Here is a 26,335-nt window from a genome sequence, read left to right on the forward strand (position 1 = left end):
AGAGGGGGCACCCTAATTGTCGAATTTAAAAATAACAAGGTAATAAAAGTAGTCAGGATGAGGTGAAAGATGCTCTGTGCGGATTGCCAAGAGAGAATAACAAAGATTGAATGTCCGAACTGTGGAAAGAATGTCTACGTCCTTGGCCAATACTGTTACGAATGTGGTAATGAGCTTCCATCGGAAAGTGAAGACTTTGAAAGTCGGATTCTTTGCAGCGACGAAACTTGTATTGGAACAATAAATGAGAACGGTATCTGTAATGTCTGCGGAAAACCTTATAGTCCATAAGCTATGTCACTTTTTGAAAAGCTAAAAGAGGGACTAAAGAAGACAAGGGATCAGATTAAGACGAGAATCGAATGGGCCATAAGGGGCACATTCGATGAAAGTGTTTTTAATGAGATAGAGGAAGCCCTCATCCTTTCCGACTGTGGTGTCGATACATCTTCAAGGCTTGTAGAGCAGTTAAAGGAGAGATGGAAGAGGGGATACATAAAGGATGAAAAACAGTTAAAAGTTGCTCTTCGAGACTTAGTCGAAGAGATCCTTAAGAAGGTTGAAGAACCACTCTATGTGGACAATTTTAAACCTTTTGTGATTCTGACACTTGGTGTAAACGGTGTTGGAAAAACGACAACCATAGCCAAATTGGCAAAAAGATTAAAAGACGAAAAAAAGAGTGTGCTTCTGGGTGCTTGCGATACCTTCAGAGCAGCAGCAATTGATCAGATCTCCATATGGGCCCAGAGGGTTGGGGTAGATATCGTCAAAAGTAGAGAAGGTTCTGACCCTGCAAGTGTGGCATACGATACATTGAAGGCTGCAAAGGCTAGAGAAATGGACGTTGTTATTCTTGATACGGCAGGAAGGTTACATACAAAGCATAACCTTGTGGAAGAGATTAAAAAGATAAAAAGGGTGATTGCCAAGGAGATAAGTGAAGGACCCCACGAGACCATGCTCGTTTTGGATGCAACAAACGGGCAGAATGCGATCCAGCAGGTAAAATCTTTCCACGATGCTCTGCACGTGACAGGATTGACAGTGGCAAAGCTCGACGGTACTGCAAAGGGGGGATTTATCTTGCCGATTGCAGAGCGTTTTAAGATTCCTATAAGATACGTAGCCACGGGAGAAAAGCTTGAGGACCTCTCCCCTTTTTCTGCAAAAGAATTCGCTAGGGCTCTCTTTGAGGACTAAATTCAGGTTGCCCTTTCCAGAGCGATTAAGGCGGCGCCTAAGGCCCCAACTATCTGAGGTTCAAAGTAGACTTTAATTTCCACGCCTAGGGCAGATTCAAGGGCCTTAACAACACCGATGTTTTTTGCAACCCCTCCTGTCATTACCACCTCTTTTTCAATGCCACCTAGCCTATTTATTAGACCCAGCGTTCTATCGGCGATGGCCTTGTGTATCCCGTAAAGGATATCTTCCAGCTCCTCTCCTTCGCTTAAGAGGGAGATCACCTCTGATTCCGCAAAGACTGTACATATGCTACTTATGCTTATCTCTTTTTTGTGCTTAAGCGATATACCACCAATTTTGTCTATGTCCACATTCAGAGCATGGGCCATGACTTCGAGAAACCTTCCCGTACCTGCCGCACATTTATCGTTCATTTCGAATTCAACAACCCTTCCCTTATTATCTATCCTTATTACCTTTGTGTCCTGACCACCTATGTCTATCACTGTTTTGGCGTCGGGGAAAAGGTAGTTGGCGCCCCTCGCGATACAGGTTATCTCTGTCACTGTATCATTGGCAAAAGTTGCTCTTTTCCTTCCGCAACCTGTTGCAATTATGTAGGATAAGTCCTCCATGCTCTTTTTAGGGTACGCCAACACCTTTTCGAGTGCTTCTTCCGCCGTCTTTTTTGAGTCTGCACCGGTTTGCATTATCGTGTAGTTCACTATGCCTTTTTCCTTTTCAAAAAGGAGTGCTTCGGTCGTAATCGAACCTATATCTAGACCAGCAACCAGCATGCCATTGCCTCTTCTTCACTCGATGACAGCAAGAACCGAATCCGCTTCCACATCGTCGCCGGGTTTTACCCTGATCTCCTTTATCGTGCCAGAGCAGGGTGCGACAATAGGCATTTCCATCTTCATCGCTTCTAAGACAGCGATTTCGTCGTTCTCATTTACCTTGTCCCCAACATTTACTAGAACTTTAACAATCTTTCCAACCATTGGTACGGTAACCTCTGTCGCCATAACTACCTCCTTGACACTTAACTTAGGCCTTTCTATAACCCAAGACGTACTGGGCAATGATCATTTTTTGTATATTCGAAGTACCTTCTACGATTTGATAGGACTTTGCGTCCCTAAAGAATCTTTCCACAGGATACTCCGTAGAGTATCCGTAAGAGCCAAAAATCTTTATAGCTTCGGAGGCGCAGAAATTCGCTGATTCAGCCGCGTAGTACTTGGCAACCGATGTCTCCAAGGTGTTGTTGATGCCCTGATCCTTCTGCCATGCCGCTCTTAGGACGAGAAGCTTTGCTGCCTCGTGTTCTACGTACATTCTGGCTATCTGCTCCTGAATCATCTGGAATTTACCTATCTGCTGACCGAACTGCTCCCTTTCGTTTGCGTATTTGACAGCCTCTTCAATACAAGTCTGGGCAACGCCTACTGCTCTTGCTGCTGAACTAAGCCGCGTAAAGTTCAACATGTACATACAGATTTCGAACCCTTGTCCTTTCTGGCCAATCAAAGCACTTTTAGGGATCTTTACGTCTTCGAAGAATATTTCTCCCGTTGGAGCGCAGAAAAGCCCAAGTTTAGTCTCTATGGCTCTCTGGGTTATACCAGGAGTGTTAAAATCAACGATGAATGCGGACATCCCTTTATGCTTTGCGGACCTGTCAGTCATCGCATAGACTATACCCACATCAACGTACGGAACACCGGATATCCATGTTTTCGTTCCATTGAGAATGAAGCCATCATCTACTTCGGTAGCAGTTGTTCTCATGCTCGCTACGTCAGATCCCGAGTTAGGTTCAGTTATTGCGAAGCAGCCTTTTAGAGTTCCAGCAATTAGTCCGGGCAAATACTTTTCCCTCTGCTCTTCCGTACCGTATTTTAGAAGGACCGTCTGGGGCCCATTCATCTGCAGATTGAACGGCAATCCGTATGAAGGGCTCACTCTTGCAACTTCGATAGTCATGAGAGTTGCAGCCAGGTGCCCCTCGGGAAGTGCGAGTCCTCCGTATTTTTCAGGAGCTATACACGCAAACATTCCTTGCTCGCCCATCTTTTTCACAATTTCAGGACGGAATCTGTGTTCCTTCTCATCCTCTTCCATTGTAGGTTTTATGTGTTTGAGTGCGAACTCGTAAGCCATCTTTCTCATTTGCTCGAGTTCTTCAGAAATTCTAAAGTCCATCTCATTCACTCCTTTCTTTCTGGTTTGTGAAACTGTTAACAACCTATCATATCAGAGGGTATCTTGAGTGTCAAGACCATTTTTGAATGTGGAACTTGATCTTCAAAGATCAAGCATGCTTCCAGAGGCAAAATGAGACTCTCCCAATGTCCTTTTTGTCTAAAGCTAAGGGCTACAGCTATCCGTGCAGTCTTTAGTATTTCGTCTTTCTGGCTTGACCCAATTTTTTCTTTGAATTAAAAGCCCTCAAAGATGTGCCTTCGTCGACGGTTAGAACGCCTAAGGACGTGCTAAATTGAGTCTCGAGAAAAGAATTTTTTGACCTAATCCTTACTCCATCTAGTTGGGCAATAAGATCGTTAAACTATTCTATCACGTCGTTCGATTTACAAGATCGGTCCCGAATGCTAACATTCTTTTATGGCCTACGAATTTTTCGAGTCTGTCCTTGTCGTTTTTGGAATATCCGCATCGATAATATACCTCCTTGGAAAAGTAAAGCTTCCATCCATTGTTGGTTTCCTTTTAGCTGGCACTATTATAGGGCCCTATGGGCTTGCTCTCATCAAAGACATAAAGGATGTGGAAATGACGGCTGAGATCGGGATTATCCTTCTTATGTTTACTATTGGAATTGAGTTTTCTTTAAGCAAACTTTCGGCTTTAAAAAAGGAAGTCTTTTTATTCGGTTCTCTCCAAATACTTTCCACAACGGCAATATGTACGTTTTTCGGCTACTTCATTCTTGACACAAAACTTACAAGTTCCATCTTTTACGGGTTCGTCATAAGTTTGAGTAGCACAGCCATTGTAATGAAGCTACTTGCCGAAAAAGGCGAGTTGAATACGAGACACGGAAGGATATGTGTCGGGATTCTTCTATTCCAGGATCTGTGCGTTATTCCCTTTATGCTCCTCACAAGGCTTTTTTCCGAGGCAGAAATCCAACTTGCAGGAGGCTACATTTTCACTCTTTTTAAATCGATTCTCATACTCTTTTTCGTTTTTACTTTTTCAAGAACTGCTGTTCCCTACCTCCTCCACGAAATAGGAAAGACGCGCATGAGAGAACTTTTCATCCTTGTCACCGTCCTTATATGCATGAGTACTGCTTACTTTACATCGAAACTCGGTCTTTCCTTAGCCCTGGGGGCATTTCTTGCAGGAGTTTTGATCTCAGAGTCAGAATATTCTTCGCAGGTTCTTTCTGATATGCTTCCGTTCAAAGAGATATTTTCGGGGATATTTTTCATTTCCGTGGGGATGCTCCTCGATCTCGACTTTTTGAAACTAAGGTTTTTTGAGGGGCTTCTACTCGTTGGCACCGTCATTTTTATTAAAGCCTCTGCAATCTTTTTTACAATCTACCCATATTTGAGGTCATTGAAGATCACCCTTAGGGCAGGTTTTTTTCTCGCCCAGATAGGAGAGTTCTCCTTTATTCTCGCCTTTGCCGGAAAGATGGCGGGTTTGATCGATGATTTTGAATATCAGACTTTTATAACGATAACCGTAGTGTCAATGCTACTTACTCCTGTAACTATGAAGTATACACCTGGTTTCGTGGATTTTCTTACCAAGAGAAGACCATTTTACTTTCTCGAAAAGACAAGTAGATTGAAGGATGGGGAGATACCGGTAAGAAAGACAAACCACGTAATCATAATAGGTTTTGGCTTAAACGGAAGAAATTTGGCACGAGTTCTTAAAGAGTCCCAGATACCCTACGTAATTCTTGAGCTTAATCCCGAAACTGTCAGGAAATCGCGTAAAAGAGGCGAACCCATATACTACGGTGATGGAACAAGTCCCGAGATTTTAAGAAAATTGGGTATACGGTTCGCGAAAGTCCTTGTCGTTGCGATTTCAGATCCGATAGCTACCAAAAGGATAGTAGAAATCGCAAGGATGGAAAACCGAAAACTACACATAATTGTAAGAACACGCTACGTATCAGAGATGGAAGAACTTCTGGCGCTTGGGGCAGATGAGGTGATTCCTGAGGAGTTTGAAACATCTCTCGAAATCTTCGGGCGCGTACTACACCACTTTGGCGTTCCAAGAAACAAGATTTTAGAAAAGATAGAAACTATAAGAAGCGACGGGTACAAAACCCTAAGGGCTGACACACTTGCCAAAACGAGGGTTGGTTTGGAGTGCTTCGTGGTGGAGGGGCTTGAAATGGATAGTTACTTTGTCGAAAAGGACTCTTGGATTTGCGGTAAATCGATAAGGGATATCGATCTCAGGGCAAAAACGGGCGCTACGATTATAGCGGTAAGGCGAAACGAAACTAATATACTTAATCCAGACCCTGACCTTCCAATAAGAGAGGGCGATATCCTAATCTACATTGGAACAAAGGATCAGCTTCTATCAGCCTTTCACTACCTGAGTAAGTGATTCTGAGGAAAATATCGATGTAAGAAGATAAAGCGCTTGGAGATAAGAAGTTGGACAGAGGGGAAAACATTCTTTGCACCTGGCACACTCTTTAGATGCCACTTCTGGTATAAAACGGACTTCTCTTTTTAGCCCGCTTTCCATAAAAGTAATAGCGTACTTTTTCTTGATCTCCGCACAGTATCTAACACATAAACCACAAAGTATGCAGAATACAGGTTCTTTTGGAAATTTACCGTCTTCGGCCTGATACTCCTCTTTGAGCTTTTTGAGTTCGGGGGCTTCAGGAGCTCGGGCGAGTAAAAGTTCCACGATGATTTTTCTTATCTTTTCGACTTGAGGTGTCCTTGTCCTCACAATAAGTCCCTCTTCAACTGGATAAAGACATGATACAACATAAGTTATTCTTCCTTTCGTCTCTATCTCCACGGTGCAGAGCCTGCAACCACCGTAAGGTTCTAGATCTTTCCTGTAACATAGAGTCGGAATCTCTATCCCTTCTTTAAAAGCTACATCTAGAATCGTCGTACCCTTTTCTGCCTTAACTTCCCTTCCGTCTATGACTATTTTTACGTCTGACATCATTAACCCTCTCTTTTTAATCTCGATTCAAACTCGTGCCAAAAGTATTTGAGAGCGTTCTCAAGGGGATACGATGCAGTTCTTCCAAGCGCGCAAAGGGATGCCTTTCTTTGAGCGTCGCATATTTCTTTTATGGTCTCTATGTCTTTTTTCGTGCCTTTACCCTCTCTTATCCTGTTTAGCAAGTTTTTTATCTGCCTTATCCCTTCCCTACATGGAACGCATTTCCCACACGATTCACCAGACAAGAAGTCTAAAAAGTAGAGAACTACTTCCAGCATATCGTCTGTCTCATCAAGAACAAGAAGCCCTCCCGCTCCTATTGGAGCTCCATACTCAGCCAAAGTATCGAAGTCCAACGGCAGATCGATCAAATCTTTGGGGATCGATCCGCCCATCGCCGATCCTAGATGGACAGCCTTTAGAGCCCTTCCGTTTGTTGTTCCCCCACCAATCTCGTAGACTATCTCTCTGAGTGTAATTCCGAAGGGAACTTCAATAACACCAGCGTTCTTTATTTTTCCAGAAAGCGATATGAGTTTCGTTCCTTTACTTTTTTCTGTCCCTATAGCCGAATACCATTCGGATCCTTTTGCCACAATTAGAGGAACATTTGCCCACGTTTCAACGTTATTGAGATTGCTCGGTCTCTCGTATATCCCACTTACGGAAGTCCTTATGTATTTTGGCCTCGGTTCCGGGACCCTCCCTTCTATCGATCTCATAAGCGCACTCGATTCGCCTGAAACGAATATCCCTATATCCAAATGGATCTCTACATCAAAATCGAAACCACTTCCCATTATGTTTTTCCCGACAAACCCATACTCTTTTGCTCTCTTTAATGCCACTTCCACGTTCCTTTTTAAGCTCGGCGAGTCATGTCTCAAGTATATAAAGCCCTCTTTCGCACCTATGGCATACGCACCTATTATCAAACCTTCAAGGACTAGGTGTGGATTCCCTTCTAGGATCGCCCTGTCCATGTAGGCACCGGGTTCGCCCTCGTGGGCGTTTACGATGACATATTTTATTTCTCCTTTTGCGTTTTTAGTTGTCTCCCACTTCTGACCAGCCGGAAATCCACCTCCTCCCCTACCTCGGAGATTTGCCTTTTTTATCTCTTCGAGAATTCCATCCGGCGACATCTCAAAGAGTGCTTTAGCCAAAGCAGAATATCCACCTATTGCTATGTAATCCTCAATGCTTGTGGGATCGATTCTGGAATTATATTCGAGAATGTATCTCGTCTGCTTTTTGTAAAATGGGATCTCCTTTAGTTTTTGGATCCTACCTAAAGCTGGGTCTTCGTAGGTGAGTCTTTCCACTATCCTTCCAGAAAGTAATGTCTCTTCTATTATTTCCTCCACATCTTCCACTTTAACTTGGAGATAGCATATCTCTTCGGGATAAATTATGATGCTCGGCCCAGAAGAACAGAATCCATGACAACCCGTAAGCTTGACTTCTACCTTACCTTTGAGCCCTTTTTTTTCTATTCCTTCCCTTAGGAGATGAGCAATCTTCGGACCCGATAACGCTCGACACGCCGCACCTCCACAAACGGAGATCGTCTTTTCCATAAGGGTTAGACGAGACTCAAGTATCTTTTTGAGCTCGAGAAACTCTTGGTAAGAATTTATCCGTTGCATAGTCCTTCCTTTTTTCAAAGGATCTTTTCGATTACATTCTTTAAGTCCTCGGCCTTTATCCCCACGTAAACTTCACCATCCACTTCTATTTCTGGCCCAAGAGCGCATCTCCCAGAGCAAGACGATGTTTCAAGCTTAAATTTCATATCGAGAGTCGTCTCCCCTTCCTCAATTCCTAGCAAGTTTTTTAGTTCCTCCAGTATCTTTTTGCCTCCCCGGAAGCAGCAAGAAGAACCCATGCATACCTTAACGGTGTGGTCAGCACGCGGTATTAAACTAAAGGCTTTATAGAAACTCGCCATTCGGAATATCTCGCCCGGTGGCAAAGATAGTTTTTCGCCAAGATAGAAGACGGACTCCCTAGGAATGTAACCTTTCTCATGCTGGATGTCTATTAGCATCTCTACGAGGTAATTTCGTTTACCGTTATACTTGGCAATTATTCTATCTAGCCACTCCATCTTGGGCTCCTTCTGGTCTCTGATATTAAAAATCCTTCCCTTTCTAACTCTCCCAAAAGCTTAATGGCCTTACGCATTTCCAATTCACGAGATTCTTCTAGCCAAGCTTTGGGGTCTATTCCTTTCTTTCTTGATCTTAGGATAAGGACCATCCTTATCTTGTCGAGTATAAGCTTCTCGATCATCCTCTCTACATCCCTATCATTGAAAAGTTCATCTATGGCCTTTACGCTATTTTCAGGGAACCTCAGTCTTTCCCTCTCAACCAGCTTTATATATGGTAAGAGACTGAGTACCGCATCTAGCCTTTCGGTAAGGACTTCTTGTGCCAAATTTTCTTTCTTTCCTATTGGGCCTAAATCCTTCATCTCTTTGATGAAACTATTCATGACCTCCGCAAATCTCACCCCTTCTGCCGACGAGAGGAACTCCATCCTTAGCCTTTTGGGATCTAACCCTATAAAGCCGAAGATTCTTTTTAAAAGCAGTGTCATGGCGTAAGCGTGCAGATTCCCGTCCGTTGCATAATGGCATTCCCCAGGAAGACAGCCTACTATTATGATCCCGTCTGCCCCTTCCTTTAGGGATGTTATCACGAAGGAAGGGTCAACCCTTCCTGTGCACATTACACGGATTAACCTGATATCTGGGGGGTATTGCAGCCTGGAAACTCCAGCCAGATCGGCTGCCCCGTACCCTCACCAAAAACAAACAAAGCCTATTAGTTTTGGTGCGTATTCGAAGGTGTTCATCTTCCCTCCTAGTCCTTTTCCTTATAAGCCTTAAGCCCCTCTCTTATCTGTGTCAAAAGTTGATTATCTGTGAAATGCTTAAGCTGGATAGCGTTCGTCGGACATTTAGCACAGCAAAGTCCATCGCCTTTGCATAAAACTGGATTGACTTTAGCCTTCTTTCCTTTTTCCGTCTCGTAAAAGTCTACTGCGCCGTAAGCACACACAGATATGCAAGCACCACAAGACACACACGCGTCTTCGTCCACTTCGCACACGGATCCAGAAGCATAAACATATTCACTCGAAAGAACTGTTATCGCCCTTCCTGCCGCACCATATGCTTGATTTACAGTCTCGTTTATGTGTTTTGGATAATGGGCCATTCCGCACAAAAATACTCCTTCCGCGGAGAAATCGACAGGCCTTAGCTTCACATGGGCCTCTTGGAAGAATCCGTCCGGGTTCAAGGGAACTTTAAAAAACTTTGAAATCTCACGGTTCTTCTTGGAAGGAACTACAGCCGAAGCAAGAACGAGTATATCAGCTTCCAGCTCGAGCTCTTTCTTCATGATTCGATCCAGAACAACTATTTTCATCAATTCCTTTCCATTAAATGTTTGGACTTTAAGTTCTGGCGGTCTTTCGACATCATACCGTATGAAGCGAACGTTCTTACCCTGGGCTTCCCTATAATACTCCTCAAAGAACCCATATGTCCTCATATCCCTAAAGAGGATGTATATGTCTTTGTCGGGATATCTCTCTTTCACCTTCAATGCATTTTTAATCGAATGGCTACAGCAGATTCTGCTACAGTAATTCCTCTCCCTATTCCTTGAACCGACACACTGGATCATAACTATTGAATTTGCTTCTTTTAAAATCACGTCATCCTTTGCCACCACTTCCTCAAATTCCAGGTTTGTTAACACAGATTTGAGCGTGCCGTATCCGTACTCATTAGGCTTTAGCTCTTCCGCCCCGACAGCTATTATCGCAACCCCATGTTTTATGACAGAGATTTGGTCCTTTGTCCTTATCCGTGTCTCAAAATTCCCGATGTATCCTGACACATCCACGATCTCCGAATTCGTCCTCACATGGATCCTGGGATCAGAATGAACCTGTCTTATAAGCTCCTCGGTGTAAGATCGAATGTCGAACCCATCTAAGGTAAAGTAGAGCTTTTTTGCGTATCCCCCAAGCTCTTTCTCCTTCTCAATAAGATAAACCTCATAGCCCTGTCTCGCTATGCTTAGCGAGCAGACCATTCCGGCGATACCGCCGCCAACGACCAGAGCCCTTTTGTCAATGGGCAGTTTCAGCTCCTCAAGAGGTGCAAGATGCACAGCCCTCGCAACTGCCATTCTTACTATGTCTTTGGCTTTTTTTGTGGCAAGTCTTTTCTCTTTGGGATGGACCCATGAACAGTGCTCTCTTATGTTAGCCATCTCGAAGAAATACTGATTGATTCCCCCTTCCCTTAGCGTATCACGAAATAGGGGTTCGTGGGTTCTCGGTGTACATGCAGCGACAACCACTCTGTTTAATTTTTTTTCCTTTATGACTTCCGCTATTTCCTTTGCGGTATCAGTGGAGCACGCAAATATGGACTCTTGGGCATGTACGACGTATTTTAATTTTGACGCAAATTCAACCACTTCCGGCACATTGACAACCCTACCTATATTGGCGCCGCAGTGGCACACAAACACCCCGACTCGGATCTCCTCACCTTTGGTATCCCTTTCTTCTGGGTAAACCCTCTCCTTCGTTAGAAGGTTTCTCCTTATTGTCAGTAACTCTCCGCACTGGCTTGCGGCACCACTTCCTGAAACTACCGATTCTGGAATGTCCATGGGGCCAAGAAATGCGCCGCTTACAAATATGCCGGGCCTTGAACTTTTGATCGGGTTCGAAAGTGAGGATTTGGAGAATCCGTATCCGTTAAGCTCGATTCCAAACTTTTTTGCAAGTTCGTCATGTCCTTGAGGAGGCCTGAGCCCGACCGAGAGTACCACCATATCGAACTCTTCTTCCTTTACTCCTTCTTCTGTGGCATATTTGATTCTTAGGTTTTTCGTCTCCTCGACTTCACGTTCCAAAGAGACATAGCTCCTTATGAACCGAACACCACTAAGGTTCGACGCTCTCTCATAAAACCTTTCGAAGTCTTTTCCAAAGGCCCTTATATCATTATGAAAGACCACGCATTCACACTCCGGTTCGTGCTCCTTTGTAAGGATCACCTGTTTCTGCGTATAGGCACAGCATACTGATGAACAATAAGGAGATCCGGGTTCCCTTACAGTTCTTGATCCAACACACTGTATCCAGGCAACCTTTTTCGGATGAGTCTTATCCGATCTCCTTAATATCTCCCCCTCATAGGGACCGGTTGAACAGAGTAGTCTTTCGTATTCGAGGCTCGTTATTACGTTTTCGTAAAGTCCGTATCCAAACTCGGCTGTAAGAAAGGGATCAAAGACTTCAAATCCCGGTGCGAGTATTATCGCTCCTACTTCTATCTCCTCCCTTTTCGGCTTTTGAAAAAGGTCTATCGCTCTATTCTTACATACTCCCGCACATATTGAACATTTTTCACCACCAAGGTAAAGACAGTTGTCCCTCTCTATGTATGCAACAAGGGGAACCGCCTGAGAGAAATAAACGTGGATCGCCTTGTTTTTGGAGAGCCTCTCGTTGTATTCGTCATCCACTTTTATCGGACAGAACTCGGTGCAAAGCCCACATCCCGTGCATTTACTCTCATCTATGTACCTAGGCTTTTTTATTAGTGTCACAGTAAATTCAGGATATTCTCCTTCGACTTTTTCGATCTCAGTGTAAGTTAGAATCTCTATGTTTGGATGTCTGCTACACTCCACAAGTTTAGGAGACTCTATGCACATTGAGCAATCGTTCGTAGGAAACGTTTTGTCCAGCTTCGCCATGTGTCCGCCTATTCCAGGAGCCCTTTCAACGAGATAGACCCTAAAACCTGACGAAGCAAGATCTAAAGAAGCCTGAATTCCACTTATGCCACCTCCCACAACCATTACATCCGCAATCTTTTTCCTCTCAAAGTCTTTAATGAGTTCTAGTATCCTTTCCTTCGTTATTATTTCCCCTCTCACCTTTCTTCCCCTTCTTTCAAGTTACCTCATTTATAATCTCTGTCAGATCCTTAATCTGCAAGCCTTCTTCATATCCTAGAACCAATCTACTGTCTTCTAACGCAGTAATACAGTAAGGACATGCACTCACAATGTAGTTCACGCCTAGTCTTACCCCCTCTTTTACCCTTATATTCGAGAATCTCTCAGTTTTTTCAGTCTCCGCCCATATCCTTCCACCACCCATTCCGCAACAGAGACTCGAAGCTCTATTCTCCCGAAATTCCAAGACTTTAAGAGAGTCAACCGACGCTAACACCTTCCTCGGTTCCTCGAAAATGCCACTGTGTCGCCCTAGATAGCATGGATCGTGATAGACAGCACATCCATTCATCTTTTTATCTATGGAGAGTCTTTTTGACTCTATGAGCTTATATATGTACTCAGATATGTGGACGATTTCGAAACTCGCCCCAAAGATGGGATACTCGTATTTGAAAGTGTAGTAGCAGTGGGGAGAGGAGGTAACTATTCTTCTTACACCAAAGTCGACGAATCTTTTTATGTTTTCTTTGGCAAGCCTTTTAAATACATCTTCGTTTCCAGTCTTTCTTATACTTTCTCCGCAGCACATCTCAAAATCCCCTAAAATACCGAAATCCACTTTCGCCTTCTTAAGCAATTGAACCTGGGCTTTAGCTACATTTTTAAGCCTCGGATCGTAACACATATAGCAGCAGACGAATAAAAGAATTTCCATCCCTTCTTCGTAAGTCGGCACATGGAGCTCTTCTGCCCATCTTGAACGTTCTTTCGGATCTTCATTGAATGGGTTTCCCGAAGATGTAAGGTACGTGGCAACCTGTCTATAAGTTTTTACTGAAGCTGGAAAAACTCCGTAAGATGTTGCCATTCTCCTTAAGGCAACCATATCCTCTATTTGCCTTACATCCCTAGGACACAGAAGAACACACTTTCCACACGTTGTGCAGATCCAGATGTCCTCTTTTTCTATCTCCGAAAGTCCAAATGTGGCATCTCTTATTATCTTCCTTACACTTAAAGTTCTTACCCGATTCCACGGGCATACGGCATCGCACTTACCACACTGGTAACAGTACTTTATTCTCTCGCCACCGTACCTATATATCTCTTCTATAACCTCTTTTTCGGGGACGAACCTTTCCATTGGCTACCTCTGGATTTCTTTGGCTACTTTCGCTATCGTGTCAATAACCTTCTCAAGTCCATGTCGTCTAAGAAGTGTCATTACCGAAACCGTAAGCTCATCTGTCTTTCGAGGTTCTATCTCGACTTCTCTTTCAACGTAAGTTAGGGCACCGGGATGGCATTCCTTTACACAAAATGGGATGTCTGTGTCTTCACCTTCACACCCGTCACATTTCAAAGGAAGGCCCGATTCCGGATCCTTAAATGAGTCCCTTGAAGGACAGGATGCAGGACAGAACTCACACGTTTTGAATTCCCTGCCCTTTATTGTGAAGGCGTTTCTGGCGTTACATTCGGCTTCCGTGTACTGTCCGGCCCTGATCGCTATGTAGTTATCTGAAAATTCGTCTATTAGCACACGTATTCTCGCCCTTGCAGGGTTTACGCTCGCGTATTTTGGCGTTGCGTGAATCTGTGAGCAGACTATCTCACAGGATCTACAGCCTGTGCACTTGTCCATATTGAACCTTATCTCTTTAATCTTCTTTTTTATCCTCTGTCCTTCCATCTTTTTGCGCTCCTTTGGCCTTATATCCCCCAAGGATACATGTCTTTGTACTTTTCGTAGACGTTTGGAACCTCATCATTTCCTGTGAGAATTCCTCTTTTTAGGAAATCCTCAGCCACAAAATCCAGATTCAGTTTTCTTAAAGTCTCAACCGTAGGAATCCCTTCTTTTGTCCATCCCTGATACTCATAGTAGCAGTCAAGTAATATCTGTTCGTACTCCGGATTCCTAACCGCCCAGTGGTCTTCAGGCGGCTTTTCGTCAGCCCTTCTCATACCCCTCCTCACGTTAAGCGCCCGGACGAGATTTCTATTTCTTTTGTAAACTGTCCAAACCTTGTCCTCATCAAACTCAACGCCCGTAGTAAGTTCAAGAATCTGGGGAATGTTATGGATATGATAGACGGTTCTCCCACCGAACTGACCCCTAAAGGAAGACACAAATCCGCAAAGGCCCGTTGCGTCGTCTATATAGTGCATGGCCTCGTTCCATTCAGTTATGGCGCAGGCCATCTCTATCGTCACTCTCTCCCTCTTTTCCCATTCGAGAAACCATCTTTTGAACCTCTCATCCTTTGCCGCAACCCAACCCTCTACAAATTTTTCCCTCTCTTCGCGGGTAGGGAGAGGATCCTGCGGAAATGAGCCTTCTATTTGAGTTATGTTCATCTTTTCACCGGTTGCGATCATTAAGAAGTATGGTGGGTTCAGTTTTCCGAGTTTTATTGGAACCTGTTCGAACTTCTTGGTGGTATTGTGATCGTAAGCTTCTGCTCCTTTGCCTATCTTCCTTGCAGCCCAATAAACCCCATCGGCAAGGATGTCTCCTATCCCCTCCCTTTTTACGATTTTATCGAGAAAGTAGAAGAAGCGACCCTTTATATCCTTTGGCATCCCCGGAAGGTCGTTATCTGTCAGTATCCCCGCCTCATAGAGCTCAAGGGCAAATGCGATGACTTGCGGGGTTGTGTAGGAGTCTAGTCCTAGATTCTGAGCGACACCCAGTATATCGTAACTAAAGTCCAATTCCTGGAATGCTGCCATATGGTACGTGTCTTTTCCGAAACATTTGTAGGAGAATCTCTTTCTGCCAGGCCAGGATATAACGTTATGGCATTTTTTTGGACAGTTAAAACATCCGGTCTGTCTGTCCAAATGATCGTATTTTAATTTTGTGAATCTCTCCTGAATCTCTGGCGTCCAATATCCTTTCCTCCTTACCCTTGCGTTTCCCCATGCGAAGTTGTCATGGTGGAAGCTATCGTCTTCATCTACCGCCATCCAGTCACCCACAAAGGGATTTTCAGCTATCTCCTTTCTCAATCTGTTTCCAAGCTCAAAAACTTTTTCTGGATTTGCAACGTAAACATCTTTCGTTCCCCTTATTGCTATCGCCTTGAGCCTTTTGTCGCCCATTACCGCTCCAGCACCCCTTGCTGCGCTGGCATGGCTGTGATCGATCGATGCGTAGTAGACCCTATTTTCACCGGCAGGTCCTATAGCTGCTATTTGGAAGCTATAGCCCAGTTCTTTTTTTAGAACTTCCTGAGTATCGTACGTCCCAAGCCCTTTTAAGTGGCTTGCATCTCTTATTTCGACTTTGTCGTTGTATATGAGTATGTATACGAGTTTGTCGGCCTTTCCTTTAATGATTATCTTGTCGTATCCCGCAAATTTCATCTCCGGCCCGAAATAGCTTCCCATCATTGTATGCGCGTGAAGATTGGTCTGGGGAGAAAAGGTGTTGACGATTGTTCTATTTGCGCCTGGGATCGGGGTGCCACAAAGTAGCCCGGAACTAAAAATCAAAAGGTTGTCCGGAGAAAAAGGTTCAACCTCCGGGGGTACCCTATCCCATAGGATCCTGTCTGCCGATCCCTGGCCTCCGATGTAAAGCTCAAGCCAGCTTGGATCAGATTCAACTTTTTCTATGTTTCCTGTTGATAGGTCAATCTCCAAGAAGTAACCTGTTTCTGCGTACCTCATGCTTTCACTCCTTCTGAGCTTTTTGACTGTTTTGCTCGTCTATCTCTTTTGCAGTGGAAATAAGTAGGTTAACGACATCAGTTATTTTACTTTCGGGAAGCTGGCTTTTAAGGCCCACAACCCATATGGCCGATTGCACAGTTCTACTGCCTGAGGCAACCGGAACTGCAAGGCCAACCATGCCTTCTATATATTCTTCAAAGTCGTATGCTACTCCTTCCCTCTTTACCCTGCGGATCTCCTCTTTATACTTCTCTCTATCTACTATACTTTTTTCGGTATACCGTTTGAACTCTACCTTTGCCAAAACCTCGTCAATCTTCTCTTCAGGAAGTTGAGAAAGCATCGCTTTTATTCCGGCTCCTGCAAGGGGTGGCATGACCATTCCTATTTCCGAGCTAAGCTTTATTCCGTAATCGGCTTCCACTTTATCTATAAGTACGGCTTGGGAGCCCGACCGTACTCCGAGAAATACGGATAGGCCTGTTTTTTCCTTAATAAGATCGAGGTACGGGTGTACCTTGTGGATCATATTTGACCCTCTCGCGCTCATGCTGGCCAAACTGTAAAAGAGAGTGCCTAAAGCGAATTTCCCCGAGGGAAGCGATTCAAGAACGCGAAGCTCAGAGAGGGTGTAAGTTATGTTGTAAACGGTACTTTTGTTTAAGCCCAATCTCTTTGAAATCTCTGTTATTCCTAGGGGTGTTTGAGCTTTTGCCAAGGTCTCTATTATTTTAAAGCATTTCTCTACTGCCGGGACTTTTCGAAATTTGTTCTCCATGTTGAACGTTATGTTTTATATAATAAACGGCAAGCTATGTCAAGGATTTTTTAGATTCAGAGGCTTTCGAGAATTTGGGCCAACATTCTTTCAAGCTTTGCCTCTTCTGTATCATCCGCGTATTTTGGCGGAAGAACATCTGGGAAGAACTGGAATATGCCCTTTATGATGACCTCCGCATGGGGTGGACATCCGGGAAGATGGATACCATTTTTCGCGTTGTGAAGCTGACAAGTGCCCATGAATAGATTTACTCCATTAAGATCTATTTCTCTTCCAGCGTATGGACCAACGTAGATTTTTACAGGCTTTTCTAACGGTCTGTCTATGAGGAGATTTCCTGGTTCTTTTGGGTCTGGCCTTCTGAGTTTATGGAGAACGAAATGCAAGTATCCTTTACATCCCGGACAGGCTCCCTCCTCGTAAATCTTTAGGTCCCGACCTGAATTTAGATTTATTTTTGGCATCTTGAAGGGACTTCTAACCTCTTCTATCTTCGCCCCTATTACCTTTATCCTTTCCTGCTCAACAGGACCAAAACCCTGAATGTACGCTAAAAGAACGGGTGGTGAATCGAATGGCTCAAGCCCCATTATTCTCATACAGGTTGCGTCTATGGCAACCGGGTTTTCTCCTCCGATCAAAAGATTCATGACCTTCGGACTTCCCGATACGGGACCGAAGTCTTCTTGACCGACAAGGCCATCAACTATCGTTAGTTTTGTTCTCACAAGATAATGGATGTTTACAAGGTTCTGCCAAAGGCCGAAAAAGTGAGTCATGTACTTTTCTATAGGCGGCATTGTACCTTGAAGATTCTTTATGGCAAGCGAAACACAGGCTGCAAAATGGAGTTTCATTACAGGAAGGTTTATGATGACATCCGCATCGAGGAGCGTTTTCGGTACTTTCCTTGAGTTCATCCTCCTCCCGTAGGGAACAGGCATCTCCACAGTCTCATCAGTATTTAAGTCAACAAGGCTTACCTTTCCTGGAAAAGACTCTTCCAGTCTATCGTAACCGTAGATCTTAAACATCTTCGTTGTTGCACTTCTATTTATGGAAGAGCCCTCAGCAACGATGATCCGGGAAGCGTAAGGTAAAAGGTGCCTAATTAAAGCGTAGACGAGCCTTAAGTCTGTAACAACTCCCCCTTTGTATATGCCATTCACCATACCGTGGTCGGCAACGATATTGGGTTTCAAAACTACTGTTTGGCCTTTTTTCACATATTTTCTCACGCCTCCTAGCTTTTCAAAGAGTTCTTTTACCGCCTCGTAGATGTCTTCTTCCGACTGGGCCGGATTAACTCTTTGGATGACAACCCGTTCTACTTTTTTAGAAGGTTTTATCTGCTTTATCTCTTTTAGCCTATCGAAGTATACAACTGTACTTAGTTCGAGCTTCTCTCTGACATAGGACCCATCTTTTACGTATCGAAATGGCCTAAAGCCATAGTCGATAAGGAGCCTCCTCTTTTCTAGATCCATCTTATGGATAGTTGCGGAGACAAGACTGTGCTTAGCTAAAATGGAATCAAGCGCACAAAAAACTATCTCAGATTGGTTTGGACTTTCGTCTATGTATATCTCCTCTATGTTGCTTTTTTCCAGGTCAAATACCAAAAAGCCGGAAAATTTTTCTCTTTTCTCTATCCCGTATACTAGAGGCTTCCCTTTTTTCCAATTGCTCCATAGAAAATCCGCATACCCTTCCATTCCTCCAAGCTTCGCGTAATAAGCAGAGATTGCCTTCCTTATCTTCTCAGATAATCTTATCCTTTTAAGGACCACTCCTTCCATCTCTATCTCTCCTTTCTTGGCTTTATAGAGGGAAAACCCATCAGGGGACCATCTCGTACTCCAAAGCGATGAAAGGCATAGGATCGATAAGTTTCAAAATGTTGGTGTCCGTCATAACGGACCAATCTAATCTATATGGGAGATCTTTAAGTAAAATTCCAAAAGAAATGTGAATATGGGGGGTTATGTCTTTTTGCCTTTTTGCCGCAAGGGTACCTATAACTTCACCTCTTTCAAAGCACATACCCTTTTGCAAATTATTTTCCACATTTATGTGTCCCAAAGCCCATACTATGTTTGGATGCGAAAAGAAAAAAACTGATCTCCCAAGATAGTCATCGATGGAGGACAAAACCTCGCCAGAAAAGATACACGGGATGAGCGTCCCTTCCTCTAACTTTTCGATTTTCCCGTTTTTCTTTCTATAAAAGCAGAGGTCTACTCCTTCATGAGGTCTCTTTCTCATTTCCGTGGGTCTCCACCACATCTTCCAGCTTTCAAACAACATCCCTGGACGGAATACCCAGTTTCTAAACCCGTCCAGTCTTTTTTTGTTCACCTTACAAAAGAGGGCGCTCCAGTCTTTTTTACATTTTATCACGGACAGTATCTTAAACCGAAAGGTCGGAAAAATTCAAAAAGACCATGAGCTCGTAGTAAATCGAATTTTAGGTTCTTTTAGCTTCCCAGTCTTAATAGTTTAGCTCCTGTACAAGGATTGCAGAACAATGTAAATAAATAGAGGATGGATGGAATCTTATACGTCGTTTCTACCCCCATCGGGAATCTAAAGGACATCTCTGAGAGGGCCGTTTCAACTTTAAAACTTGTCGATTTCGTTGTGGCCGAAGACAGAGAAAGGGCAAGAAAGCTTTTAAACTCGATAGGTGTGAAAAAGAGTATCGTAACCATAAACTCCTACACGGAGAAAAAGAAAGCCAAAGTTATAGTTAAAAAGATCAAAAACGGCGCTTCCTGTGCGCTTATTTCTGGCGCGGGGACTCCTTGCATTTCTGACCCAGGATTCTTCGTTGTCTCTTCTTGCCACGATGAAAGGATAGAGGTCAAAGTTGTGCCTGGCCCTTCTGCGCTGACGGCTGCAATTGCTGTAAGTGGGATTCCCATGGATCGCTTTCTTTTTTGGGGTTTTCTTCCCCAGAGGAAGAGCAAAAAAAGAAAAATTTTAAAAGAACTCGCCGGTTTTCCCTACCCTATCATATTTTTTGAGTCACCTAGAAGACTCCTTGAAACTTTACGGTTGATACACGAGATGTTAGGTTTAAGAAGGATCGCAATAATGAGGGAGATGACAAAAATTCACGAAGAAGTCATAAGAACAAATACCGAAAAAGCACCCGAACTCTTTGAAACTAAAAACCTTCTTGGCGAGTTCACAATCATAGTTGATAGGGCGGAAAGACGAGAATAAAACGACTTCCTTTTCCTTTTTCACTCTCTACAAAGATTTCACCCTTTAGTGATTTAACTATCTCGTAGCTTACGTAAAGGCCAAGACCGACCCCCTGATGTTTTGTTGTGAAGAACGGCTTAAAAAGGTTCTTTTTTGTCTCCTCGTCCATTCCACATCCGTTATCCTCAATAACTATCCTTAGACTTCCGTCCTCAGTGTTATCCGTCGCAATTTTTAAATACCCATTTTTCTCTCCTATTGCCTCTATCCCGTTTTTTATGAGATTTATGAGGACCTGGCATACTCTTCCGTGTACGCCAAAGATTAAAGGATTCTCTGCCCTAAGCTCCTTTTTTATCTCTATTGGCCTTTTTTTGTACTCATTGTAAAGGATCCTTAAGGAATCTTCTATTGCTCCATGGACATTAACTTGCGACTTTTCCTCCTCCTTTTGCCTTGTTGCATAAAGAAGGCTCTTGACTATATTTTCCGCTCTGTTAAGTTCTTTCAAACAGAACTCCAAGTCACCGTAAAGATCTCCCTCTTTGTCAAGTCGATCAATATGGTATTCTATTGTGCTTCTCACAGATGCCAAAGGGTTATTAAGCTCGTGGGCAACTCCCGCAGCGAGTCTTCCGATCTCTGCGAGGCTTTCGCTTCTTATTAAAGCCTTTGTCTTCTCTTCAACCATTTTCTCAAGGGACTCACTGAAATCTTTTAGCTGCCCATAGATATAAGCATTATCAATTGCAAGCGCCAAATTGTTCGCAAGGATACTCAAAAGCTCTATCTCTTCCTCCGTATAAAGGGTCATATCCAGCTTCTCCCCAAGGAGAAGTTCTTGAGGGGCCCGATCTGATGGAACGACAAGACCGACTCTGTAACCTTTTCGCCACTCTGGGTCCGTTTCGCTAAAAAACCTTACATTTCTTTGCGGTTCCTTCAAAAGACGGGGCCTTATTGCACATTCCCTTAGCTGGAATGCGGATCGGAGCCTTCCGATGACAAACTCTTTTACGTCTTGGATAGAACCTATTTTTAGGATAGACAAGCTCAACTCTTTTAGAATGCCTCTTCTTTTTAGCTCTTCCTTTAGGGTCATGTTGAGTACGATTGATTCTATCCTATCTCTGAAAGCAAGAACGAAGGCAAGGCTCACAAAAAAGGCAAAAAGGGAATTAAGGTAGGGGTTAATATCTCGTCCATAGAGGTGATCAACTATTGTGATTAACCCAAGAAAAAGCGCAGACGAGAGGAAAAAGAAGATGAAGAACAAAAGCCCTCTATTCAAAAATATCTTCCATTCCATTATGTCATGTTTCAAGAGAGAGTAGGCGAGTAATGACATGGGAAGGAATATGAAGTTGCCGAAGGGATAAACATCCCATCCAAGAACAACTAAAAGATCGAAATGGCTAAGAAAAGCGGAACTCCCCATGCTTAAAATTATGTACTTTACTTTAGCCCTCTTTAAAGCTACCGTTTCTTCCCGCAATGAAGAAAATAAAATAAACATGGATAGTCCTATGCTTACGATGCTTAGAAGTCCGAATGCGTAGAATAGTGGCCCGGCCGTAGCAAAGAATCCGAAAAAGTGTCTTCTAACTCCAGAGAGATAGTAGTCCGTTTGGGTAAAAGGCATAAGCAAAAAAGAAATAGCGTAAAGAACTTTGTAAACCTTTGAATACTCTCCTTTTCCCGTAAGAGCACAGCTAAAGTGCATATAAAGAGGGATTATGAAGACTAAGAACATGTGATCGAGGCGGCTTATTTTTAAAGCTTGAGTCTCATCTTCAACCAGAGTTAGAAGCATTTTGTCGAGGTTTAGAAAGAACCCCAGAAGACACACGAAGGAAAAAAGGATATTTTGTCTTTCCGTCTTTCCTCTAAAAATGCCAATTACAAAGAAAATGAAAAGTACTATACTCGAGATAAGCGGAGGAATCGTGTAAATGCTCATTGACCTGAAAATTACAAAAACTTGGTTACCTGTTCAAGCCTATTTTTTCGGATTGTTTTTCTGTGGTATAAAATTTATGTGTGAGGGAGCGTCTCCTCTATAACGCGCTTGCATTCGTACTTGCCGGGGGGGCTGGCGAAAGACTTTATCCCCTTACCAAGGATAGGGCGAAACCTGCGGTTCCTTTCGGTGGTAAATACAGAATAATAGATTTTACCCTCTCTAACTGTATAAACTCCGGTATAAGAAAGATCTTCGTGCTACCCCAGTACAAATCCCATTCGCTTCTTAGCCACATAAGGGATGCTTGGAGTGTTTTAAACCCCGAACTTGGCGAGTTCATCACCCATCTCTCCCCCCAGATGAGGGTCGGCGAAGACTGGTACAGGGGAACGGCTGATGCTGTATACCAGAATCTCTACCACCTTGAAGGTTTAGACGTGGACTACATCCTCATTTTATCCGGTGACCATGTCTACAAAATGGATTACGGGCCCTTCATAAGGTATCACAGGCAAAAGGGCGCCGATCTCACAATCTCTGTGATAGAGACTGATATAGAGGAGGCAAAACGTTTCGGGGTCGTAGAGATCGACAACGAATACAAACTTCGGGCCTTTTATGAGAAACCAGACAAACCACCTTCAATCCCGGGCAACCCAAAAAAGGCTTTGGTCTCAATGGGTATATACGTGTTCAAAAGGGACGTCTTGATGGATGTTGTGAAGGAGGATGCCAGCAAAAATACATCCCATGACTTCGGAAAGGACATAATCCCCTCAATGATAGGCAGATACAAGGTATATGCCTACCGATTCGGTCAGGGAAGGAAGAAAGATTCAGGCTACTGGAGAGACATAGGTACCATAGACGCCTACTACAAGGCGAACATGGATTTGGCCTCGGTGAACCCTACCTTCAACCTCTACGACAAAACCTGGCCCATCAGAACTTACGAGGGCCAATACCCTCCGGCCAAGACAGTTTTTGCCGACGAGGAGAAAGGAAGAGCCGGAAAAGCGCTCGATTCGATAATCTGTAGCGGAGTGATAATAAGTGGTGGCAGGGTCGAAAGGAGTATTCTCTCCCCAGGAGTCAGAGTGAATAGCTACGCAGAGGTCAAGGATTCAATCCTTTTTCATAATGTAAATGTGGGAATGAGGGCCAAGATAAGAAGGGCCATCATCGACAAGGGCGTGCGAATCCCAGAAGGTGAGAAGATAGGCTATGACCTGGAAAAGGATAGAAAAAGGTTTTTCGTCTCCCAAGAAGGGGTAGTTGTTGTGCCGCGAGGAACTGTTATAAAATAATCTTCAGCTTTTCCTTTCAGGTATTAGATCGCACAATTTGAGAAGGCTTTCTTTGTAGGGGGAGAAGGGGATCCCTTTTATGCAATCCTTCGCTTCCTCTATAAAAGTTTTTGCAATTTTATAAGTCTCAATAAACCCGTTCCTTTTCTCAATGAAATCCTTTACAGCCAGGAAATCTTTGGAGTTTATGCGCGTCTTTTTAAAAATTAGCTCCACCATCCGTCTTTCAGCCTTTGTTGATGACTTTAAAGCCAATATGAGGGGGAGGGTCACCTTTCTCTCCTTAAGGTCAGTTCCTATCTTTTTGCCCAAGGTTCTTTCCTCCGAAACGTAATCCAAGACGTCGTCAGTGAGCTGAAAGGCGAAACCTAGTTTTTCACCGAACCTTCGAAAAGTTTCCCTTGTATCTTTTCCCTTCTTCGCCAAAAGGGCTCCCATTTCACAGGCTGCCCCAAAAAGACTTGCTGTTTTGAACCCTACTATCTCGAAATACTCTTCCTCTTTGAGGTCAAGATCTCCCGTCCTTAAGACCTCTAGTATCTCGCCTTTTGTAACTTCTGTTGTCGCCCGGGAGATTATCCTTATCACCTCTTTATCCCCATATTTACTTACTATCTCAACAGCTTTCGAGTAAAAAAAATCACCGAGAAGCACCGACTGTTCATTTCCCCAGAGTTCATTAACTGAAGGTCTGCCCCTCCGGATCTTCGCGTTGTCAAGGACATCATCGTGCAGCAAGGTCGCCGTGTGGATAAGTTCCACAATGGCAGCGTAGGGTATTGTTTTCCTTCCCCTGTAATTGCACACCCTCGCCGAAAGGATAACTAAGGCTGGCCTTATTCTCTTTCCTCCTCCACCCATGACATATTTGCTAACTTCATCGATAAAAGGAACGTTCGAACTCATGCTTTTTAAGATAAATTTTTCAAATTTTCCAAGTTCTTCCCTTATTACATCCATCCTTTAAAGCTCGTAGTAAGTTTTAACTTCCTCCGTGTATTCAGAACCACTGTACACATAAAGTGGTCTTTCGACCCGCACGCCAGTTTTCGCACCTTTCCTTAGATCAGCAAGGACTAGGTTTGCCTCCTCTTCTGCCCTTGAATGTACGAACCTCAGTCTCTTCGGTTCCAGCATATGCTTTTTCCCAAAGTATATTAACTCTGAGGTCCTGTAAGCAGGGTATATAAGGTAGAGACGTCCGAGGAATTTTAGAAGCAGTCTACCTACGTCCATTATCTCTTCCAGTCGCAAGGAGGTCTCGTACCTCGCAAGATGCAGAGATTTTTTGGGGCTTTTCCTTCCCGATTCCTCCCTGGTGTAAGGGGGGTTGCTGATTATAACATCGAAGGGTTCCTTTTTTAGCTCCTCTTTTAGCACTCTTATGTCTCCGTGGATGAATTGAACATTCTCACATCTGTTGATTATCTTGTTCTTTTCTGAAAGTCTATAAAGCTCTTCTTGGATCTCCACTCCCAAAAAGCGGTTTTTAAACCCCCGAAAAGTAAGATATATTGGGATAATTCCACACCCGCTGCCTATTTCTAGAACTCGGTCGCCTTCTTTGAGCTCGACGAAATTGCAAAGCAGAATAGAATCGATTGAAAACCTATAGCCTTCTTTTTTTTGGATAAAGAAGAGTTTCTCGTTGAAAAGGACATCGAGTGTCTCGTCATCTCCTATTTCGATTGGCTTATCCATATCTGTAAAAGATTGGACCCGTCGGCAACTTGGGATAGAAGTAGGTTGATTTAGGGGGCATGGTCAGTTTTGCCTCTGCTACAGATTTTATTTCATCCACTGTCACAGCGGGACAGATAAATGCCACATCGACATGTCCTTCCTTCATAAGCTTTTTCGCTTTCTCAAGCCACGGGATAAAATCAATCTCACGATCCTTAATCTTTAGGAGGCCTTTTATCACCCGATTGTGGATCATTTGGATCTTTAATTTCTTTGAGGGGTCTTTCCTTTCTTCGTGCCCCCTTCTTTCGATCTCGAAAATGTATATGACTTCTGGGTTCTCCTTTCTTAAAAACCCGAAGGATACCGTCTGTGGATCCTCAATTTTTGATTTCAGTTCCTTTAAGTTTTCTCCCGGAATCTTATATGCGGAGTGAGGGTACTTTTTAAGAAGAAGTTGGAGGATCTCTTCCGTTCTTTCTCCATCACGAAACCTTACGAGCCTGTGATAGGGAAGGATCCGGAGACCCCGACTGAACATATTCGTAAGGTAGATTGGAATGTGCTTCAACCTCAATCTTTTGAACACTGCAAGCCTATGATGACCATCCGCAATGTAGATCTTTTTATTTTCCATAAACTCTCTGATTCTATCTATGTCTCTTTTCAATCTCACCCTATGAAACTCTGTATGTATTTCGTTTTCCTCCACAAATTCAAAAAGCTTCTCCTTTTTGGCCCCATCGATAATTTCTTCGATTCTTTCCTCTTTATCAGCGTAAAGGCCGAACACAAAGTTTGTAAAAGTTTTTATGGCCCGAAAAAGCCTCTCCCTATCCTCTTTCGGTTCTCTCCTTGTCCGCTCATGCGTTAGTATTCTTTCTCTGTCTAACCCTATAAGAGCCAAAAATCCTCTCCTTTTATACGTTTCACCGTCTAAAGTAAAAGTCTGTTCGCAAATGTATATCGACTCCTCATCCTCTATGAGGACTCTTTCGTTTATCCATTTTTGGAGTGTTATTCTTGCCGCCTCGTAGCGGTTCGCTTTTTTAGAATCCATCGGTAACTCCAGCTTTATTGCGTTATACGGCGACATTCGGTAGTAGTATTTTGGCTCATCGATAACGTCATAAGGTGGACATATACACGAGGATAGATCATTGACTACTTCCGGGTTGTAAAGTAAACCTTTGAAAGGCTTTATGCTATCCGGAAAAGACATGAATTCTTTTAACACACATCTGGAAGAAACGTCAAAACTTGGCTTTTAGTCCGCCCTTTTTGACAGTCACAGGGATGAGCAAATAAAATAATTTAGGGC

Annotated in this window: 22 protein-coding genes and 1 pseudogene; 5 read left to right on the plus strand and 18 right to left on the minus strand. The window is 43.6% G+C overall.

Going from position 1 to position 26,335, the window contains the following annotated elements; translation table 11 throughout:
* Positions 1 to 69 precede the first annotated feature (69 nt).
* Complete coding sequence (locus NZ583_01910) at positions 70 to 291, plus strand: hypothetical protein (protein MCS7280373.1); 222 nt, start codon at positions 70 to 72, stop codon at positions 289 to 291.
* 3 nt (positions 292 to 294) lie between these two features.
* Entirely contained in the window at positions 295 to 1,203 is a 909-nt protein-coding gene (gene ftsY, locus NZ583_01915) for a signal recognition particle-docking protein FtsY (GenBank protein MCS7280374.1), read from the plus strand.
* A 2-nt stretch (positions 1,204 to 1,205) separates the two neighbouring features.
* On the opposite strand, the gene NZ583_01920 is transcribed toward ftsY, so the two are convergent.
* The 3 genes from NZ583_01920 to NZ583_01930 are packed head-to-tail and all read right to left on the minus strand — an operon-like array spanning position 1,206 to position 3,396.
* Positions 1,206 to 1,985 carry an acyl-CoA dehydratase activase gene (locus tag NZ583_01920; protein ID MCS7280375.1) on the minus strand — a complete coding sequence of 260 codons (780 nt, stop codon included), beginning with the start codon at positions 1,983 to 1,985 and terminating at the stop codon, positions 1,206 to 1,208.
* A 15-nt stretch (positions 1,986 to 2,000) separates the two neighbouring features.
* Entirely contained in the window at positions 2,001 to 2,252 is a 252-nt protein-coding gene (locus NZ583_01925; protein ID MCS7280376.1) for an acetyl-CoA carboxylase biotin carboxyl carrier protein subunit, read from the minus strand.
* Positions 2,239 to 3,396: an acyl-CoA dehydrogenase family protein gene (locus NZ583_01930; protein ID MCS7280377.1), complete on the minus strand. Its 1,158-nt coding sequence runs from the start codon at positions 3,394 to 3,396 to the stop codon at positions 2,239 to 2,241. The genes NZ583_01925 and NZ583_01930 overlap by 14 nt, the downstream gene beginning before the upstream one ends.
* Before the next feature lie 420 nt (positions 3,397 to 3,816).
* Between NZ583_01930 and NZ583_01935 the strand changes: the two genes are divergently transcribed.
* On the plus strand, positions 3,817 to 5,799 hold the full coding sequence (locus tag NZ583_01935; GenBank protein MCS7280378.1) for a cation:proton antiporter: 1,983 nt from the start codon (positions 3,817 to 3,819) through the stop codon (positions 5,797 to 5,799).
* Here NZ583_01935 and NZ583_01940 read toward each other — a convergent pair.
* The 11 genes and pseudogenes from NZ583_01940 to NZ583_01990 all read right to left on the minus strand — a co-directional run bounded on the left by NZ583_01940 (position 5,773) and on the right by NZ583_01990 (position 19,116).
* Positions 5,773 to 6,381 (minus strand): 2Fe-2S iron-sulfur cluster-binding protein, encoded by a 609-nt coding sequence (locus tag NZ583_01940; protein ID MCS7280379.1) that lies wholly within the window; start codon positions 6,379 to 6,381, stop codon positions 5,773 to 5,775. The genes NZ583_01935 and NZ583_01940 overlap by 27 nt on opposite strands.
* A gap of 2 nt (positions 6,382 to 6,383) precedes the next feature.
* Positions 6,384 to 8,033 carry an SLBB domain-containing protein gene (locus tag NZ583_01945; GenBank protein ID MCS7280380.1) on the minus strand — a complete coding sequence of 550 codons (1,650 nt, stop codon included), beginning with the start codon at positions 8,031 to 8,033 and terminating at the stop codon, positions 6,384 to 6,386.
* Between the two features lie 14 nt (positions 8,034 to 8,047).
* Complete coding sequence (locus NZ583_01950) at positions 8,048 to 8,494, minus strand: NAD(P)H-dependent oxidoreductase subunit E (protein MCS7280381.1); 447 nt, start codon at positions 8,492 to 8,494, stop codon at positions 8,048 to 8,050.
* A pseudogene (locus NZ583_01955) lies at positions 8,482 to 9,177 on the minus strand (hydrogenase iron-sulfur subunit). The gene NZ583_01950 and the pseudogene NZ583_01955 overlap by 13 nt, the downstream one beginning before the upstream one ends.
* Before the next feature lie 77 nt (positions 9,178 to 9,254).
* Positions 9,255 to 12,287, minus strand: coding sequence for a CoB--CoM heterodisulfide reductase iron-sulfur subunit A family protein (locus NZ583_01960; GenBank protein ID MCS7280382.1), 3,033 nt, complete (start codon positions 12,285 to 12,287; stop codon positions 9,255 to 9,257).
* 94 nt (positions 12,288 to 12,381) lie between these two features.
* Positions 12,382 to 13,533, minus strand: a complete 1,152-nt coding sequence (locus tag NZ583_01965; protein ID MCS7280383.1) for a (Fe-S)-binding protein — start codon at positions 13,531 to 13,533, stop codon at positions 12,382 to 12,384.
* A 3-nt stretch (positions 13,534 to 13,536) separates the two neighbouring features.
* Positions 13,537 to 14,082, minus strand: coding sequence for a (4Fe-4S)-binding protein (locus tag NZ583_01970; GenBank protein MCS7280384.1), 546 nt, complete (start codon positions 14,080 to 14,082; stop codon positions 13,537 to 13,539).
* 20 nt (positions 14,083 to 14,102) lie between these two features.
* Positions 14,103 to 16,067 carry an aldehyde dehydrogenase gene (locus NZ583_01975; protein ID MCS7280385.1) on the minus strand — a complete coding sequence of 655 codons (1,965 nt, stop codon included), beginning with the start codon at positions 16,065 to 16,067 and terminating at the stop codon, positions 14,103 to 14,105.
* Between the two features lie 4 nt (positions 16,068 to 16,071).
* The gene (locus NZ583_01980) at positions 16,072 to 16,848 is read right to left on the minus strand and encodes an IclR family transcriptional regulator (GenBank protein MCS7280386.1); all 777 of its coding nucleotides are present in this window, start codon (positions 16,846 to 16,848) and stop codon (positions 16,072 to 16,074) included.
* A 56-nt stretch (positions 16,849 to 16,904) separates the two neighbouring features.
* Positions 16,905 to 18,650, minus strand: coding sequence for a DUF362 domain-containing protein (locus NZ583_01985; protein MCS7280387.1), 1,746 nt, complete (start codon positions 18,648 to 18,650; stop codon positions 16,905 to 16,907).
* A gap of 40 nt (positions 18,651 to 18,690) precedes the next feature.
* Positions 18,691 to 19,116, minus strand: coding sequence for a hypothetical protein (locus tag NZ583_01990; GenBank protein ID MCS7280388.1), 426 nt, complete (start codon positions 19,114 to 19,116; stop codon positions 18,691 to 18,693).
* Positions 19,117 to 19,395: 279 nt separating this feature from the next.
* On the opposite strand from NZ583_01990, the gene rsmI reads away from it, so the two are divergent.
* Positions 19,396 to 20,079, plus strand: a complete 684-nt coding sequence (rsmI, locus tag NZ583_01995; protein MCS7280389.1) for a 16S rRNA (cytidine(1402)-2'-O)-methyltransferase — start codon at positions 19,396 to 19,398, stop codon at positions 20,077 to 20,079.
* Here the strand turns inward: rsmI and NZ583_02000 are convergent.
* Positions 20,048 to 22,021 carry an ATP-binding protein gene (locus tag NZ583_02000; GenBank protein MCS7280390.1) on the minus strand — a complete coding sequence of 658 codons (1,974 nt, stop codon included), beginning with the start codon at positions 22,019 to 22,021 and terminating at the stop codon, positions 20,048 to 20,050. The two genes, rsmI and NZ583_02000, sit on opposite strands and share 32 nt — an antisense overlap.
* 80 nt (positions 22,022 to 22,101) lie before the next feature.
* Here NZ583_02000 and glgC point away from each other — a divergent pair, with 80 nt between their 5' ends.
* Positions 22,102 to 23,331, plus strand: a complete 1,230-nt coding sequence (gene glgC / locus NZ583_02005; protein ID MCS7280391.1) for a glucose-1-phosphate adenylyltransferase — start codon at positions 22,102 to 22,104, stop codon at positions 23,329 to 23,331.
* Between the two features lie 3 nt (positions 23,332 to 23,334).
* Here the strand turns inward: glgC and NZ583_02010 are convergent, their stop codons facing one another.
* Genes NZ583_02010 through NZ583_02020 form a run of 3 tightly spaced genes read right to left on the minus strand, consistent with a single transcriptional unit; the run spans position 23,335 to position 26,236 of the window.
* Positions 23,335 to 24,291, minus strand: coding sequence for a polyprenyl synthetase family protein (locus tag NZ583_02010; GenBank protein MCS7280392.1), 957 nt, complete (start codon positions 24,289 to 24,291; stop codon positions 23,335 to 23,337).
* Between the two features lie 3 nt (positions 24,292 to 24,294).
* Positions 24,295 to 25,032, minus strand: a complete 738-nt coding sequence (locus NZ583_02015) for a methyltransferase (protein MCS7280393.1) — start codon at positions 25,030 to 25,032, stop codon at positions 24,295 to 24,297.
* On the minus strand, positions 25,025 to 26,236 hold the full coding sequence (locus tag NZ583_02020) for a DUF1015 domain-containing protein (GenBank protein ID MCS7280394.1): 1,212 nt from the start codon (positions 26,234 to 26,236) through the stop codon (positions 25,025 to 25,027). Before NZ583_02020 ends, NZ583_02015 begins: the two co-directional genes overlap by 8 nt.
* Positions 26,237 to 26,335: the final 99 nt, after the last annotated feature.

It is taken from the genome of Thermodesulfobacteriota bacterium (assembly GCA_025062045.1).
GTDB lineage: Bacteria > Desulfobacterota > Syntrophorhabdia > Syntrophorhabdales > JANXAF01 > JANXAF01.